Genomic DNA, 14,088 nt, shown 5'->3' on the forward strand with positions numbered 1-14,088 from the left:
ACGTCAGCCGCTGTACGGCGCCAGCGTGATCCGGTCGATCACCGGCGCGTACTGCGAGCGCAGCAGCACGCCGGGGAAGGTCTGCGAGGCGTAGGTCTCGCCGTCGAAGTTGGGCAGCTCCTGGGAGGAGAACCGCACCGTGTTGCCGCCCGCGCGCAGCTTCACCGGCACGGTCAGCTCCCAGAAGTTGTTCTCGTGGAAGGTGTGCGGGAACAGCGTCCGCTGGGCGGCGCCGCCGTTGACCGCGATGTCGGCGTGCCGGGCGAGGGGGTCGGGGTTGTAGTGCGTCGCGGGTGACTGCTCGGGGTTGGAGTAGCGCACCCGCATGGCGTACGTGCCCGCCGCGCCCGCCTGGACGGTGAACGTCAGCGTGTTGCCGTTGCCCGGCGGCCCGCCGACGCCGGTCACCGCCGCCCGGCCCGAGGCCAGCGAGAGCTGCGACACCTTCGCGGTGCCCGCCGGCTGCGCGGCTTCTGCCTCGTACACGGTGGCGGGCAGTTCGGAGTCGGCCTGCCGCACCGTGAGGCGGTCGATGAGCGCGGTGCCGGACGTGCCGGTGACCGTGACCTTGTTGACGCCGCCCGACAGCGACACGTCCACGGCGGAGGCGCCGCGCCGGGCGTTCAGCACCGGCACGCCGTTGACCGTGACCGAGGCCCGGCCGGAGCCGAGCAGCGCGAGGTCGAGGGTGGCCGCGGCGTCGGCGGCGGAGTAGACCCAGAACACGGCCGAGCGGCCCCGCCCGGCGCTCACCGCGCCGGAGCCGGACTCGCCCCGGTCGTAGGTGACGCGGGCGCCGTGCAGGTCGGCCAGCTCCGCCTCGTAGACCGAGGCCGCCGCGGCCGGGTTGGGCAGGGAGAGCCTGATCCGGTCGAGGATCGCGTCGCCCTTGGTCGCCCGGGAGCCGTCGAGGGAGCGCGCGGCCAGCGAGATGACGTGCCTGCCCGCCGTCAGGTCCACGGTGGCGCCGGCGTGGTCCCACACCACCCACTTGTAGCCGAGCGGCAGGAACAGCTCCTGCTCCGCGCCGCCGTCCACGCGCACGAAGACGTTCGTCGGGCCCTGCTCGCGCACCAGGTCGTAGGTGTTGAGCGAGTTGGCGAACACGCTCAGGTCGTAGCGGCCCGTCTCCGGCACCTCGACGGTGAAGTCGAGCACGCCGTCGGAGCCGGTGCGCAGGCCGCCGACGTCGTAGCCGCCGGAGGTGTAGAACTTCGACACGTCGCGGGGCGAGCCCTCGGGGCCGTTACGGCTGTAGCCGGAGCCGGTGTACTTCGCGTCCTCCGCCTCGTACGACTTCTCCCACAGCTCGGGCACGGGCGCCGTCGCCCTGCCGGAGCCGGCCGGGCTGAGCACGATCTCGTACGCGGACGACTCCTTCAGCCTGGGCAGCCCCGTGCCGTCGAAGTCGAGCACCACCGTGCCGTCCCTGACCGTCACGTCGCGCTCGGCCACGATCCTGGGCTGGGCGGAGTCGCCGAGCTGGCCGGTCCACGGGATCTCCCTGATCCAGGCGTGCACCTCGCGGCCGAACACCTTGCGGGGCACGTGCTCGAAGCGGATGTGCCCCGCGCTCGCGGCCCCGCCGACGATGGCTCTGGCCTGCCGCTTGGCCGGGTCGAGCGTGGCGACGCCCTGCAGCGTGTAGTTCTGCCCCGGGTACGGCGGCGTGACCCGCACCGTGCGGCCGCTCATCCCGCCGTAGGCGTTGAACAGCCACCACTGCCCGTTGCCGCGGTTGGCCTGCACGGCCGAGTCGCTGAGGTTGCCGTCGATGTTCCAGTACGCGATGTCGGCGTCCACCTTCGACTCCTCGATGGCCGAGATCCACTGGATCATCTGGCCGGGCACCGAGGTGTGGTAGTTGAAGGCGTACTCGTTGACGTTGACCGGCAGCCGCCTGCCCGGCAGGACCTCGGCCTCCATCTCGCGGTACCGCTTGACACTGGAGCGGACCTGCTCGGGGTGGCTCAGCTCGTGCCAGGTGATCACGTCGGGCACGGTGCCCGCCTCGGCGGTGTGCTGGAGGAAGTCCTTGACCTGGGCGTAGAGCACGCTCGTGTTGGGGCCGGCGATGCGGGCGGCGGGCAGCTCGTCCTTGATGAGCCGGTAGACCTCGTCCCAGGCGCGGAAGTAGTCGCGCGGGTCGCTGAGCCAGCTCACGCCGTTGTAGCTCCACTGGCCGGTGCCGAACATGTTGCCCTCGGGCTCGTTGAACGGCACGAAGACAATGTTGTCCTGATATTTCGTGTCAAGTTGCTGGACCTGGGCGACCTGCTTGGCGATCTTCTCCTTGTACAGGGTCAGCTTCTCCTCCGGCGTGCCGCCCGGCCACTGGTAGGGGAAGCCGCGGTGGATGTCGGTCATGTAGACGTACACGTCGCCGCCGGTGCTGTCGGCCAGCGGCTTGACCACCTCCAGCGCGTCGGCGCCCGGATGTTGCGGGCCGTCCTGCGCCTTGGTGGAGACCGTGCGCAGCCGCATGCCCTCGATCAGGTTGTTCGTCGGCACGCCTGGGCCGTACAGGCCGTACAGGGTGCCGGACGCGCCGCCGTGGAAGGGGCCGGTGTCCTCGGCGAGGTCGATGACGAGCTGCCCCTCCCGGATCACCGTGACCTCGGCGGTGACCGGTCTGCCGGCGGCCGTCCCGCTCACGGTGAACGTGCCCGCCCGCGCGTAGTCGCCGGGGTCCACGGGCGGCCAGGTGATGGGCAGCTCCCGGTCGTAGCCGTCGGAGAACGTGGCGCGCACCGTGGCGGGCAGCGCCGGCGCCGTGCCGATGACCGTACGGACCTCGAAGGCGTCCTGCGCCGGCCCGGTCGGCGACGGCGGCTCCACCCCGGCGTCCTGCGCGACCTCCGCGGCGGTCAGCGCGGCGGCGTACACGCGGAAGTCGTCGATCGCGCCGCCGAACAGCGGGTCCTGGTAGAACGAGCGCCCGATGAAGCCCGCCTCCGTCGTGGCGGCGTCGATGAGCTGCCCGGCGGTGATCGTGGTGGCGGCCGAGGCGACGGCGGCCCCGTCGAGGTAGGTGGTGATCCGGCCGGCGGTCGTGTCGAGCGTGACCGTCAGCGTCTTCCACGCGCCGGACGGCAGCGCGGCCGACCCGGTGACCTGTGCCTCGGCGCCGCCTCCCCCGGTGGTGACGGCCGTGCGCAGCCGCCCGTCACCGTTGTACGGGGTGGTGAACAGGTAGCGGCCGGTGTCCTTGCCGAGCGCGTAGATCCACTGCCACGGGGCGGTCGTGCCGTCCCAGCGCACCCGCGCCGACACGGTCAGGTCGGTCCTGCCCTGGAGGACGGCCAGGGGCAGCCGCACGTACGCGCCGCCGGAGGTGGGCGCGCCGCCGGGCAGGCTCAGCGCGTGGCCGCCGCCCCGGCCCTCGACCAGGGCCGCGGTGGCGGCGTTGACCAGGGTGCCGTCCAGGCCGTTGCCGGAGGAGTCGGTGACGGTGCCGGAGGTGAGGTCGTCGGCGTCGAACTCGTACGCGAGCACGGGCGCGGGGGCCGCATCCGCCGCGGCAGGGGCGGGGACGGGGGCGCATAAGGCGAGGAGGAGGGCGATCCTGACATACATGGCTAGTCCTTCACTGCGCCGGCCGTGACGCCGGCGGCGACGTAGCGCTGGGCGATGACGAGCAGGACGGTGGCCGGGACGGAGGCCACCACGGCGGTGGCCATGATGGCGTTCCACTCCTGGTTGTTGTTGCCGATGTAGTGGTAGATGCCGAGCGTGATCGGCTGGTGGTCGCCGCCCTGGTCGAGCGTGGAGGCGAAGATGAAGTCCGACCACGCCCACAGGAACGCGAACAGCGACACCGTGATGATCGAGTTGCGGGAGACGGGCAGCACGATCGAGACGAACGTGCGCACCACCCCCGCCCCGTCGGTGCGGGCCGCCTGCAGCAGCTCCTCGGGGATGCCGGACATGAACGCGGTGAAGATCAGCACCGCGAACGGCACGGCCAGCGTGGAGTCGGCCACGATGAGGCCGGGCACGGTGTTGAGCAGGCCGGTGTTGAGGAAGATGGCGTAGAAGCCCATCGCCATGATGATCCCCGGGATCATCTGCGCCACCAGCAGCACGAAGCTCAGCGCCCTGCCGCCGCGCGGGCGCAGCCTGGCCAGCGAGTACCCGGCGGGCGCGGCCACGACCAGGGTCAGCGCCACCGTGCCGAACCCGACGGCCAGGCTGGTGCCCAGGTAGGGGAGCTGCTGGTCCAGGACCGTGCGGTAGCCGTCCAGGGTGCCGTTGACGGGGAACCAGTTGGGCGGCGACCTGCGCATGTCGGTGTCCCGGGTGAACGACACGTTGATCATCCAGTAGACCGGGAACAACATCACGGCCGTCAGCAGCAGGCCGATCGCGGTCTTGACGCGGCTCATGCCAGGGACCGCCTCCTCACGTACACCAGCCCGAACACCAGCGCCATCACGATGAGCAGGTTGCCGACGGCGGCGCCCGGCCCGAAGGAGGGCACCAGGTTGCCGAAGCCCAGCCGGTAGGACCAGGTGGCGAACGTGGTGGACGCCCCGCTCGGCCCGCCCTTGGTCATGATCCAGATGATGTCGAACACCTTCAGCGTGTAGACCAGCCCGAGCAGCAGCGTGATCGCCGACACCGGGCGCAGCAGCGGGAACGTCACCTTGCTGAACCGCTGCCAGGCGCCCGCCCCGTCCAGGGCGGCGGCCTCGTGGATGTCCGGGCTGATGGCCTGCAGCCCGCTGTAGAGGACGACCAGGTTGAACGGGATGCCGATCCAGATGTTGGCGATGGTCACCGACCACAGCGCCCAGTCCGGCGAGGTCAGCCAGTTCACCGGCCCGAGGCCGAGCCAGGTCAGCGCCGCGTTGACCACGCCGGAGTCGCTGTTGAGCATCCACGACCAGGTCGAGGCCGACACGATCAGCGGCAGCAGCCACGGCACGAGGAACAGGGCCCGCAGCGTGGCCGACAGCCGGAAGTTCTTCATGAAGAACAGGGCCAGCGCGAGCCCGATGGTGAACTGGAAGACCAGCGAGACCACCGTGAACACCACCGTGTGCCACAGCGCCGGCCAGAACGTCGCGTCGGCGAACACCTTGGCGTAGTTCGCGAACCCGGCGAACGGGGCGTCGCCCTGCACGAACGAGCGCACGGTGTAGCTGCGCAGGCTCAGCTCCACGTTCCTGAACAGCGGATAGGCGTAGAACAGCAGCAGGTAGAGCACCACAGGGGCGAGGAACGCCCACGCCGCCCACTGCCCCGACCTGCGGCGCGGGGCCCGATGGGCCCTGGCCGCCGGGCGGTCCAGGGCCATCGGGATGCGGGCGCTCATCGGACGGCGCTCGCCGCCGCCTGCTGTGCCGCCGTCATCGCCTCCTGCGGTGGCTTCGACCCGCTCAGCGCCGCCTGCACCGCGCCCCACATCGGCTCGGAGATCTTCGGGTACTTGGTGCCGAGGTTGTCGCTGGTGCGGCCCTTGGCGGCCTTGACCGCCTCCACCCACACCGTCAGCTCCTCGTTCGCGGCGACCTGCTTGGCCTGCACCGCCTCGGTCGCGGCGATGTACGACAGCGTCGTGTCGGTGGTGTAGGCGTTGCCGGCGCTGGTCAGGCAGGCCACCAGCTTCTGCGAGGTGGCGTAGCGGCCCGTGTCGGCCTGCACGGGCACGCTGACGAACTCGCCGCCCGTCGGCGCGGGCGCCGTGCCGCCGGCCTTGGCCGGGATGGGGATGATGCCGTACTCGAAGCCGGTCTTCTTGGCGTTGGCGAGCTGCCAGGTGCCGTTCTCGCCGAAGGCGAAGTCGCCGGTGGCGAACTCCTGCCAGCTCGTCGTCTGCGTGTTGCCGATGACCGAGTTGGGCGCGTACCCCTTCTTCACCCAGTCGGCCCAGAGCGTCACCGCCGCGACGCCCTCGGCGGAGTCCAGCTTGGTCAGGCTCGCGCCCGCGCCCCAGAACCAGGGCAGGAACTGGAAGCTGCCCTCCTCGGTGCCGATCGCCGAGAACGTGATGCCCTTCTTGCCCGACGCCTTCACCTTCTCCAGCGCCGCCGTCAGCGTCGCCCAGTCCTTGACCGACGCCGGGTCCACGCCGGCCTCGTCCAGCACCGCCTTGTTGTAGTAGAGCGCCAGGGTGTTGGCGCCGATCGGGACGCCGTACGTCTTGCCGCCCGTCTGCCCGGCGGCCAGCAGGTTCGGCGCGATCGAGGAGGTGTCGGTCTTCGTCTCCTCGGTCGTGGTCAGCACCCCCGCCTCGGCCAGCGTGGAGACCACCGGGTTGTCCACGATCAGCACGTCGGGTGGGTTGCCCTGCTGGGCGGCCAGCAGCGCCTTGTTCGTCAGGTCCGTGGTGTCGAAGCCGGTGCGCTCCACCTTCACCCCGGCCTCGGCGCCGCACGTGTCCAGGAGTTTCACCCAGTCCGAGCTCTTGTCGAACTGCGGGTAGGGGTCCCAGATCGTGTACGCGGTGCTGGTCGCGGCCGGCGCGCCGGGTGTGGAGCCGCAGGCCGCCAGGGTGACGGCGGCCAGGGCCAGGCAGGCCGCCCGGGGGACGAAGCTCGCCATGTCGGTTGATTCCTCTCTCAGGTGAGCTGGATGTAGTCCAGCTCGGCGTATCCGGTGCCGCCCGCGAAGTACGGCGAGCCCTTGGCCAGGCGGATCACGTTGTAGCCCGCGCGGAGCGTGACGGTGGTGCCGGCCGTGGCGCCGAACTGGCCCCACCCGGCGGTCGGCGGGTAGCTGACCGTGCTCCAGGCGCCGCCGTTGTAGGCCAGTCCCTGCGTGGCGGTGGCGCCGGTGCCGTTGGCGTAGCCGATCGTCATCGTGTACGCGCGGGCGGCCGGCACGTTGACGACGAAGTCGACGTAGCTGTCGGTGCGGGGCGTGCCCGCGTTGTCGATGCGGCCCACGTACCCGCCGCCCGACGCGCTCGCGGCGCTCAGCCGCTGGGCGCGGAACACCGACGCGTTCTCCGCCTCGTAGCGCTGCTGGTAGGCGGGCACGCCGGAGGCCGGCTCGACGACGAGCTGGTAGGCGCTGGTGGCCACCATGTTCGGCACGGACACGCTGAGCTGGCCGCCGCTGACCGTCCTGGTCGTGGTGGAGACCGTCGCCGGCGCCGTCACGGCGGTGAAGCGGCCGCTCGACGGCGTGGACAGCAGCGTGACGCGCACCGAGGAGCCGAGCGCGCCGAGACCGGTCAGGTTGACCGTGTTGGTGCCCGCCTCGTTGCCGAACACCACGTTCACGATCCTGCGGGTGCCGTCGTAGGAGGCGAAGCCGTCCAGGCCCGTCTGGGTGCTCGGGGTCGTGGTGAGCATGCCGCCGGCCATGTCGCCGTACCACTTGTACAGCCACCACGTGCCCGTCGGCTGGCTGTTGTTCACGACCAGGCCGTTCATGGTGCCGTACTCGTACCAGAAGGCGCGGTGCGCCGACTCCGCGCCGCCGCGCTCCAGCTTGGCCACGTAGCTGGCGATCCGGCCCGGCACGTCCACCTCGGCCGGGGCGGCGTACTCGTTGATCGACAGGCGGCGCGGGCTGATGCCCAGCGACGCCTCCAGGTTGCGGTAGTCGGCGATGTCCGACGCGATCCTGACCGGGTCCTGCAGCTCGTGCCAGCAGATGACGTCGGGCAGCGTGCCGGTGTCCCTGGCGCGGGTCAGGAACGCCTGCATCCAGGAGCGGTTGTAGACCGCCGTGCTCGGGCCGACGATCGGGGTCTGCGGGTCGAGGGCGCGCACGGCCCGGTGCGTACGCACCCAGCCGTCGTTGAAGTTGCCCGCCGCCGCCGTGTTCCAGGTGTAGTCGGGCTCGTTCCAGAGCTCCCAGCCGATCACGTTCGTGACCGTGGTCGCGTTGAGCCTGGCCCTGACCATCGTGTCCACCTTGGCCAGCCAGTCGTCCCAGCTCACCCACCGGTAGGGGAAGTCGGGGTAGATGTCCGGCATCCTGATGAACTGGCCCGCGCCGACGCGGGTGGCCTGCGGGGCGATGAGCAGGGAGTCGCCGCCGGGCGGCTGGCCGTTGGGACGCTGGCCGACGCCGGGGGCGGGCTGCGTCAGTGAGTTGACCTTGATCGGCAGCAGCGTCGAGTCCGCCGGTCTGGAGTTCTCCGCCAGGCCGTACAGGCCGCCCGAGGCGGCGTGCGTGACCGGGCGGAAGGGGCGGGCGACGTCCACGGTGAGGGTCGCGCCCGCCGCGTGGGCGGGGGCCGCCGGTAACCCGCAGGCGAGCAGGGCGGCGGTGAGTAAGACGGCGGCGGTTCGCTTCGGCCGGGGGGTGGACACGTTCGTACCTCGCTCGTTCTAGAGGGGTTCTGTCATGGCGTGCCGGTCGTGGGCAGCCAGACCCGCATCGGGCCCTGGCTGCGGTTGCCCCACAGGAAGTAGGGGACGGCGGTGAGCTGGAGCGGGGCGGCGCCGGTCGGGCGCCGGTCGGTGGTGTGGAGCGGGACGTTCGTGACGTCGAGCGCCTTCCCGGACGCTGTGATCACCACGGGGGCGGTGCCGGTGGGCCGGAGCGGGGCGTCACCGTCGAGGCGGACGTCCTCCAGCACCACGCCGTCAGGCAGGTCGTGCTGCTCCAGGCAGTAGACGAGCGGGCCGCGCGCCAGCGCGACGCAGCCGCGCACCGCGTCCACGCGCGGGTGCGGGCGCACCTGCCTGACGGGCATGCCCAGGTCCAGCACGACGCTCGTGCCCTCGCCCCACGCCCTGGACAGCCGGAGGTAACCGGCGTCCACGGACGCGCGGGCCGGCTCGCCGTCGATCAGCACGCTGAACGAGGAGCACCAGGACGGCACGCGCAGCGCCAGCGTCCACTCCTCGGGCGCGCTCACGGTGAGCTCCACCCGGCCCTGCCACGGATAGTCCGTACGCACCCGCACCGTGGCCGGGCCCGCCTCGATCGTCGCGGCGGCGTACAGGTGCAGTTGCAGGCCACTCGCGTCGCCGGTGGCCAGGTAGGCGGGCAGGGAGGCCATCAGGCGGGCGATGTTCGGCGGGCAGCAGGCGCACGAGTACCACGGCAGGCGGTGGCCCGCCGACTCCTCGCCCGCGTTGGTGTGGCCGGTGCGCAGGTGCAGGGGGTTGGAGTAGAAGAAGTGCCTGCCGTCCTCGGAGACGGCCGCGGCGACGGCGTTGTGCAGCACGCGCTCCATCTCGTCGGCGTACCTGGCCTCGCCGGTGGCCAGCAGCAGGCGCCAGCTCACGTGGAAGGCGGCGATCGAGGCGCAGGTCTCGGCGTACGCGCGGTCGGCCGGCAGCTCGTACGGGTCGCCGTACGCCTCGTCGCGGTGGCGGGAGCCGTGGGCGCCGGTCACGTACGTCCTGGTGCCGATCGCGTCGTCCCACAACCGGCGGGACGCCGCCATCAGCGCCTCGTCGCCCGTCTCCACCGCGACGTCCACCATGCCCGCCAGCAGGTAGAGCTGGCGCACCGAGTGACCGGTCACCTCGCGGGCCTCGCGCGGCGGCACGTGGTCCTGGTGGTAGCGGGGGCCGAAGCGGCCGCGCTCCAGCAGGCCGCGGCCGCGCAGGTCGAGGAAGCGCCTGGCCAGGTCGAGGTAGGGGTGGTGCCCGGTGAGCCGGTAGAGCTCGGCCAGCGCCGTCTCGATCTCCGGGTGCCCGCACACCTCCTCCACCTGCGAGAACCGCTCGACCAGCAGGTCCGCGAAGTGCCTGGCCACCGCGACCAGCTCCGGGCAGGCGCCGGTGCGGCCCGCGGCCACGGCGGCCTGGATGAGGTGCCCGGCGCAGTAGAGCTCGTGGCTCCAGACCGGCTTGAGCCAGCGCTGGTCCGGCTCGGCGAGGGTGAAGTAGGAGTTGAGGTAGCCGTCGGGGTGCTGGGCGCGGGCGAGCAGCGCGACGGTGTCGTCCACGAACTTGCGCAGGCCGGGGTCGCCCGCGACGTCTTCCAGACCCGGGTCCGCGCTGGGGGCGGCCAGTTCGCGCAGGCCAGGGTCCGCGCTGGGGGCGGCGAGCTCCCACAGGGCCGCCTCCAGCGTCTTGTGCACGTCGGAGTCGGCGAACCACATGCCCGCGAACTCCTCGCCGGTCTCCCCGGCCGCGGCCCGCAGGTTGCCGAGGTTGCCGCTGCTCTCCAGCCGTTCGATGCAGTGCGGCAGCGTCTGCCCGGCGTTGCGCCGCCGCCACTGCCCGAGCAGGCCGCCGTCGTCCAGCCGCACGTGGTCCAGCCCGAGCGGGTGCAGCGCGCCGGGGCCGGGGGTGGCCGGGCCGGCGGCACGGGTCGCCAAGGGGTTGCCTGAGGGTTTCGGCGCAGTCATCCAGCTCTCTCTTGGAAAGTTAGGAAAAGGTTTGCCTCAAGCTAGCAACGCCGTATTGCCGGAGTCAACGGGAGGTAGAGTGGCGACGGGCAAGGTGTTAGGAAAGTGGAGGAAAGTATGGGGAAATTGGAGCGTCACGCGACGATCGCCGACGTCGCGGCGCTCGCCGGGGTGTCGGTGGGCACGGCCTCCAAGGCGCTCAACGGGCGCGGGTCCCTGCGCGAGGAGACCCGCACCCGGGTCAGGGACGCCGCCAGGCAGCTCAACTTCGAGGTGAACGCCGGCGCCCGCAGCCTGCACTCGGGCCGCACGTACACCGTCGGAATGATCACCACGGACACCATCGGCCGATTCAGCATCCCGGTGCTGATGGGCGCGGAGGACGCGCTCGGCGCCGGGCAGATGTCGGTGTTCCTGTGCGACGGGCGCGACGACCCGATCCGGGAGCAGTACCACGTCAAGACGCTGCTCAGCCGGCGCGTGGACGGCATCATCGTCACGGGCCGCCGCACCGAGGCGCGCGCGCCGATCGCCGCCAGGCTGCCCGTGCCCGTCGTCTACGCCTTCATCAGCTCGACCGATCCCGCCGACTGCTCCGTGGTGCCCGACGAGGAGGGCGGGGCGCGCAAGGCCGTGGAACACCTGCTCGCCATCGGCCGCACCCGCGTGGCGCACGTGACAGGGCCCGAGCACCACCACTCCGCCCGCGTGCGCTCGGCCGCCGCCGTCCAGCGGCTCACCGACGCGGGGCTCGCCCTGGCGGGGCCGCCGCTGTTCGGCGCGTGGAGCGAGGCCTGGGGGCGGCAGGCCGTGGGGATGCTGCTGGCGGGCGGCACCTCGTTCGACGCCGTCTTCTGCGGCAGCGACCAGATCGCGCGCGGCGTCGCCGACGCGCTGCGGGCCGTCGGGCGGCGGGTGCCCGATGAGGTGGCGCTGATCGGGTACGACAACTGGGACGTCATGGCCGAGGCCTGCCAGCCGCCGCTGACCAGCGTCGACATGAACCTGGAAGGGCTGGGCAGGACGGCCGCCGAGATGCTGCTCGCCGCCATCAACGGCAGCCCCGCGCCTGGACGGCACGCCCGGCCGTGCCACCTCGTGGTCCGGGAGTCCACGACCGTCCCGCTGGTGCCCGCCCCGTGACGCCGGTCCCTCACCCGTACCGGCGGGAGGTCAGTCGCCCGGCCGGTACAGCAGCAACATCGCCGCGTCATCCAGCAGCGGCCCGCCCGTGTGCTGCACCAGATCCGCCCGCAACGCGTCCAGCCCCGCCTGCGGCTCGTCCCGCCGCAACAACGGCACCCGCTCCTCCAGCGGATAGAACTCCCCCCGCCCGTTGCGCGCCTCGATGACCCCATCGGTGTAGAACAGGATCCGATCCCCGCCCCCGAACGGCACCCGATGCTCCTTGACCGCCGCCGGCTCCAGCGCCCCCAGCCCCAGCGGCAGGCCGGGGTCGGGTGGTTCGGCGGTGCGGAGCGTGCCGTCGCCCAGGACGAGCAGGGGCGCCGGGTGCCCGAAGTTCACCAGCGTCATCTCGCTCTCGTGGATCTCGGCGATGATCGCGGTGACGAACTGCTCCCCGCCGAGGTGCCGGGTCAGGCTGGCCTCCAGCCGTTCGCCGATGTCGGCCAGGCCGGGCTGGTCGTAGGCGGCCTCCCTGAACGCCCCCAGCACCCACGCCGCCGTCTCCACCGCCGCGAGCCCCTTGCCCTGCACGTCGCCGATGAGCAGCCGCACGCCGCGCGGGGTCGTGACGATCTCGTACAGGTCGCCGCCGATCTGGGCCTCGGCCGCCGCGGAGGTGTACGACAGCGCCACCCGCAGGTCCCCCGCCCGCCGGGGCACGGGCCGCAGCAGGACGCGCTGCGCGGCCTCCGCGACCTGCCGGACGCTGGCCAGCTCGCGCTCACGCCGCAGGCGCAGGCGGCTGGCCAGCATGCTGGCCGCCGTCACGCCCACGATGCTGATGACCGTGAGGTTGTTCTCGAAGGTGAACAGCAGGTCGTTGTAGACGGCCATGGGCACGCAGAGCGCCAGCGCGACGGCGCCGACGGCGGCGGTGCGGCGCACGCCGCCCGACACGGACGCGAAGGCGGGGCCGAGGGTGAGCAGCGGCAGGAAGACGAGGTTCTCACCGGCCAGCAAATCGGTGAGGGCGACCCCGAGCATGACGACGAAGGGCAGCCAGCGCAGGATTCGCAGTGACCTCATCCGACCCCCGAGTGAACATCATCCGACGTCCCAGCATCCCGCAGGAAACCCACCGTTCTCAACCCGTGAGGCCGGGCATCCGGCCGTGCGCGATTCCCGAATACGCTTCGACGGCATATGCAGGATTTGCCGGACATTTGATGAAACGTGTTCGCGTCGGTACGCACCGTGAAATCCGTATGCCGCTTTTCTGGTCCTTCTCTCCGCTCGATATGGATAGATTCACTCTGACGGAAAGGAGTCAGCAACGTGGCATTGGCCGACGCCGGCATCCGGCGATTACTGGTGGATTCGGGGGAGCCCCGAGGATGGGTGTCCCCCAGGACCGACCTGGTGACGGCGCTGCTCGGGGTGTGGTTCGGGGTCGGGCTGATGATCGACGCCTGGGCGCACACCAATCTGACGGAGCTGGAGACGTTCTTCACCCCGTGGCACGCGGTGTTCTACTCGGGGTTCGCGGTGGTCTCCGGCTGGATCCTCTGGCAGGTGTGGCGGAACGTGCGCACCGGCAGGCAGGGGCTGGCGGCCGTGCCCACGGGATATCTCGCCGGGCTGGTGGCCATCCCCGCGTTCGCCGCCTTCGGATTCGCCGACATGATGTGGCACACCATTCTGGGCATCGAAACGAGCCTCGACATTCTTTTCAGCCCCTCACATCTGGGGCTCATCGTGACGATGCTCCTCATCATCACCACACCGCTCCGCTCCGCGTGGAACGCCCCCGACGTGGGCGCCCGCCCGGCACTCGGCCGGCTGCTGCCCGCGCTGATCGGGCTCGCGTTCGCCACCACTCTGGTGTCGCTGTTCCTCTCGTACGGCGACGCCATGCAGTACCGCCCCGCCCGCATCGTCGAGGCGTTCTCCTCCGTGAACGACCCGGGCGCCGACCGGCTCGCCCTGGCCATGGTCGTCACCAACGTCGTCGTCCTCAGCCCCGTGCTGCTGCTGGCGCGCCGGTGGGTGCTGCCGTTCGGCTCGGTCACCGTCATGTACACGATCGCCGTGCTCATGCCGGGGGCTCAGACGGAGTTCCAGAACGTGCCGGTGCTGGTGTCGTTCATCGTCGCCGGGCTCGTCAGCGATCTGCTCGTCCGGTGGCTGCGGCCGTCGGGGGAGCGGCGCGGCGCCTACTGGGCGTTCGCCGGGCTGTCGGCGTTCGCCACCTGGACGCTGTACATCGGGATCTCGTCGGTCGCGGGTGGTGGGCTGCCGGCCGTGCCCGAGTTGTGGACCGGGGCGCCGATCATCGCTGGGCTGATCGGGCTGGCGCTCGGGGCGCTGTTCCTGCCCAATGCGGTCGCCGCGAAGGACGCCGGGGCGGGCACGATCGACGCCGGGCGGGCATGATCCATCGCACTTCACGGCACGCCGCCGGCGCCCCAGGGCCCGGCGCTCGCCCTCTGCGGCTCGCCGGGCGCGCTCCTGGGCCCGCCCGCTTTCCGTGGCTTGCTGGGCGCGCTCCTGGGCCCGCCCGCTTTCCGTGGCTTGCTGGGCGCGCTTCTGGGGCCGCCCGCCTTTGGCGGCTCGCTGGGCGCGTACCAGGGCTCGCCGGCTTTCCGCGGCTGGCCGTCCGAGTGTGGTGGCTCGCCGCAGCCCTCGTGACGGCG

The 14,088-nt window shown here is 71.7% G+C and carries 9 protein-coding genes; 2 read left to right on the forward strand and 7 right to left on the reverse strand.

Annotated elements, in window-relative coordinates; translation table 11 throughout:
• Positions 1–3: 3 nt before the first annotated feature.
• From FXF51_RS55495 to FXF51_RS55520, 6 genes are read right to left on the reverse strand one after another with little or no spacing between them, the layout of a single operon-like run.
• Entirely contained in the window at positions 4–3,576 is a 3,573-nt protein-coding gene (locus FXF51_RS55495; protein WP_148442959.1) for a LamG-like jellyroll fold domain-containing protein, read from the reverse strand.
• Between the two features lie 2 nt (positions 3,577–3,578).
• Complete coding sequence (locus FXF51_RS55500; protein ID WP_148442960.1) at positions 3,579–4,385, reverse strand: carbohydrate ABC transporter permease; 807 nt, start codon at positions 4,383–4,385, stop codon at positions 3,579–3,581.
• Complete coding sequence (locus FXF51_RS55505) at positions 4,382–5,317, reverse strand: carbohydrate ABC transporter permease (protein WP_148442961.1); 936 nt, start codon at positions 5,315–5,317, stop codon at positions 4,382–4,384. Before FXF51_RS55505 ends, FXF51_RS55500 begins: the two co-directional genes overlap by 4 nt.
• Positions 5,314–6,546 carry an extracellular solute-binding protein gene (locus FXF51_RS55510; protein WP_148442962.1) on the reverse strand — a complete coding sequence of 411 codons (1,233 nt, stop codon included), beginning with the start codon at positions 6,544–6,546 and terminating at the stop codon, positions 5,314–5,316. Before FXF51_RS55510 ends, FXF51_RS55505 begins: the two co-directional genes overlap by 4 nt.
• A gap of 17 nt (positions 6,547–6,563) precedes the next feature.
• Positions 6,564–8,270, reverse strand: coding sequence for a CBM35 domain-containing protein (locus FXF51_RS55515; RefSeq protein WP_262380536.1), 1,707 nt, complete (start codon positions 8,268–8,270; stop codon positions 6,564–6,566).
• 32 nt (positions 8,271–8,302) lie between these two features.
• Positions 8,303–10,267 carry a glycoside hydrolase family 127 protein gene (locus FXF51_RS55520; RefSeq protein WP_187415109.1) on the reverse strand — a complete coding sequence of 655 codons (1,965 nt, stop codon included), beginning with the start codon at positions 10,265–10,267 and terminating at the stop codon, positions 8,303–8,305.
• Positions 10,268–10,384: 117 nt separating this feature from the next.
• On the opposite strand from FXF51_RS55520, the gene FXF51_RS55525 reads away from it, so the two are divergent.
• Positions 10,385–11,410, forward strand: a complete 1,026-nt coding sequence (locus FXF51_RS55525) for a LacI family DNA-binding transcriptional regulator (RefSeq protein ID WP_148442963.1) — start codon at positions 10,385–10,387, stop codon at positions 11,408–11,410.
• Between the two features lie 30 nt (positions 11,411–11,440).
• Here the strand turns inward: FXF51_RS55525 and FXF51_RS55530 are convergent, their stop codons facing one another.
• Entirely contained in the window at positions 11,441–12,481 is a 1,041-nt protein-coding gene (locus FXF51_RS55530) for a PP2C family protein-serine/threonine phosphatase (RefSeq protein ID WP_148442964.1), read from the reverse strand.
• A gap of 249 nt (positions 12,482–12,730) precedes the next feature.
• On the opposite strand from FXF51_RS55530, the gene FXF51_RS55535 reads away from it, so the two are divergent.
• Positions 12,731–13,828 (forward strand): hypothetical protein, encoded by a 1,098-nt coding sequence (locus FXF51_RS55535; protein WP_262380537.1) that lies wholly within the window; start codon positions 12,731–12,733, stop codon positions 13,826–13,828.
• Positions 13,829–14,088 lie beyond the last annotated feature (260 nt).

The organism is Nonomuraea sp. PA05 (assembly GCF_008086045.1).
GTDB lineage: Bacteria > Actinomycetota > Actinomycetes > Streptosporangiales > Streptosporangiaceae > Nonomuraea > Nonomuraea monospora.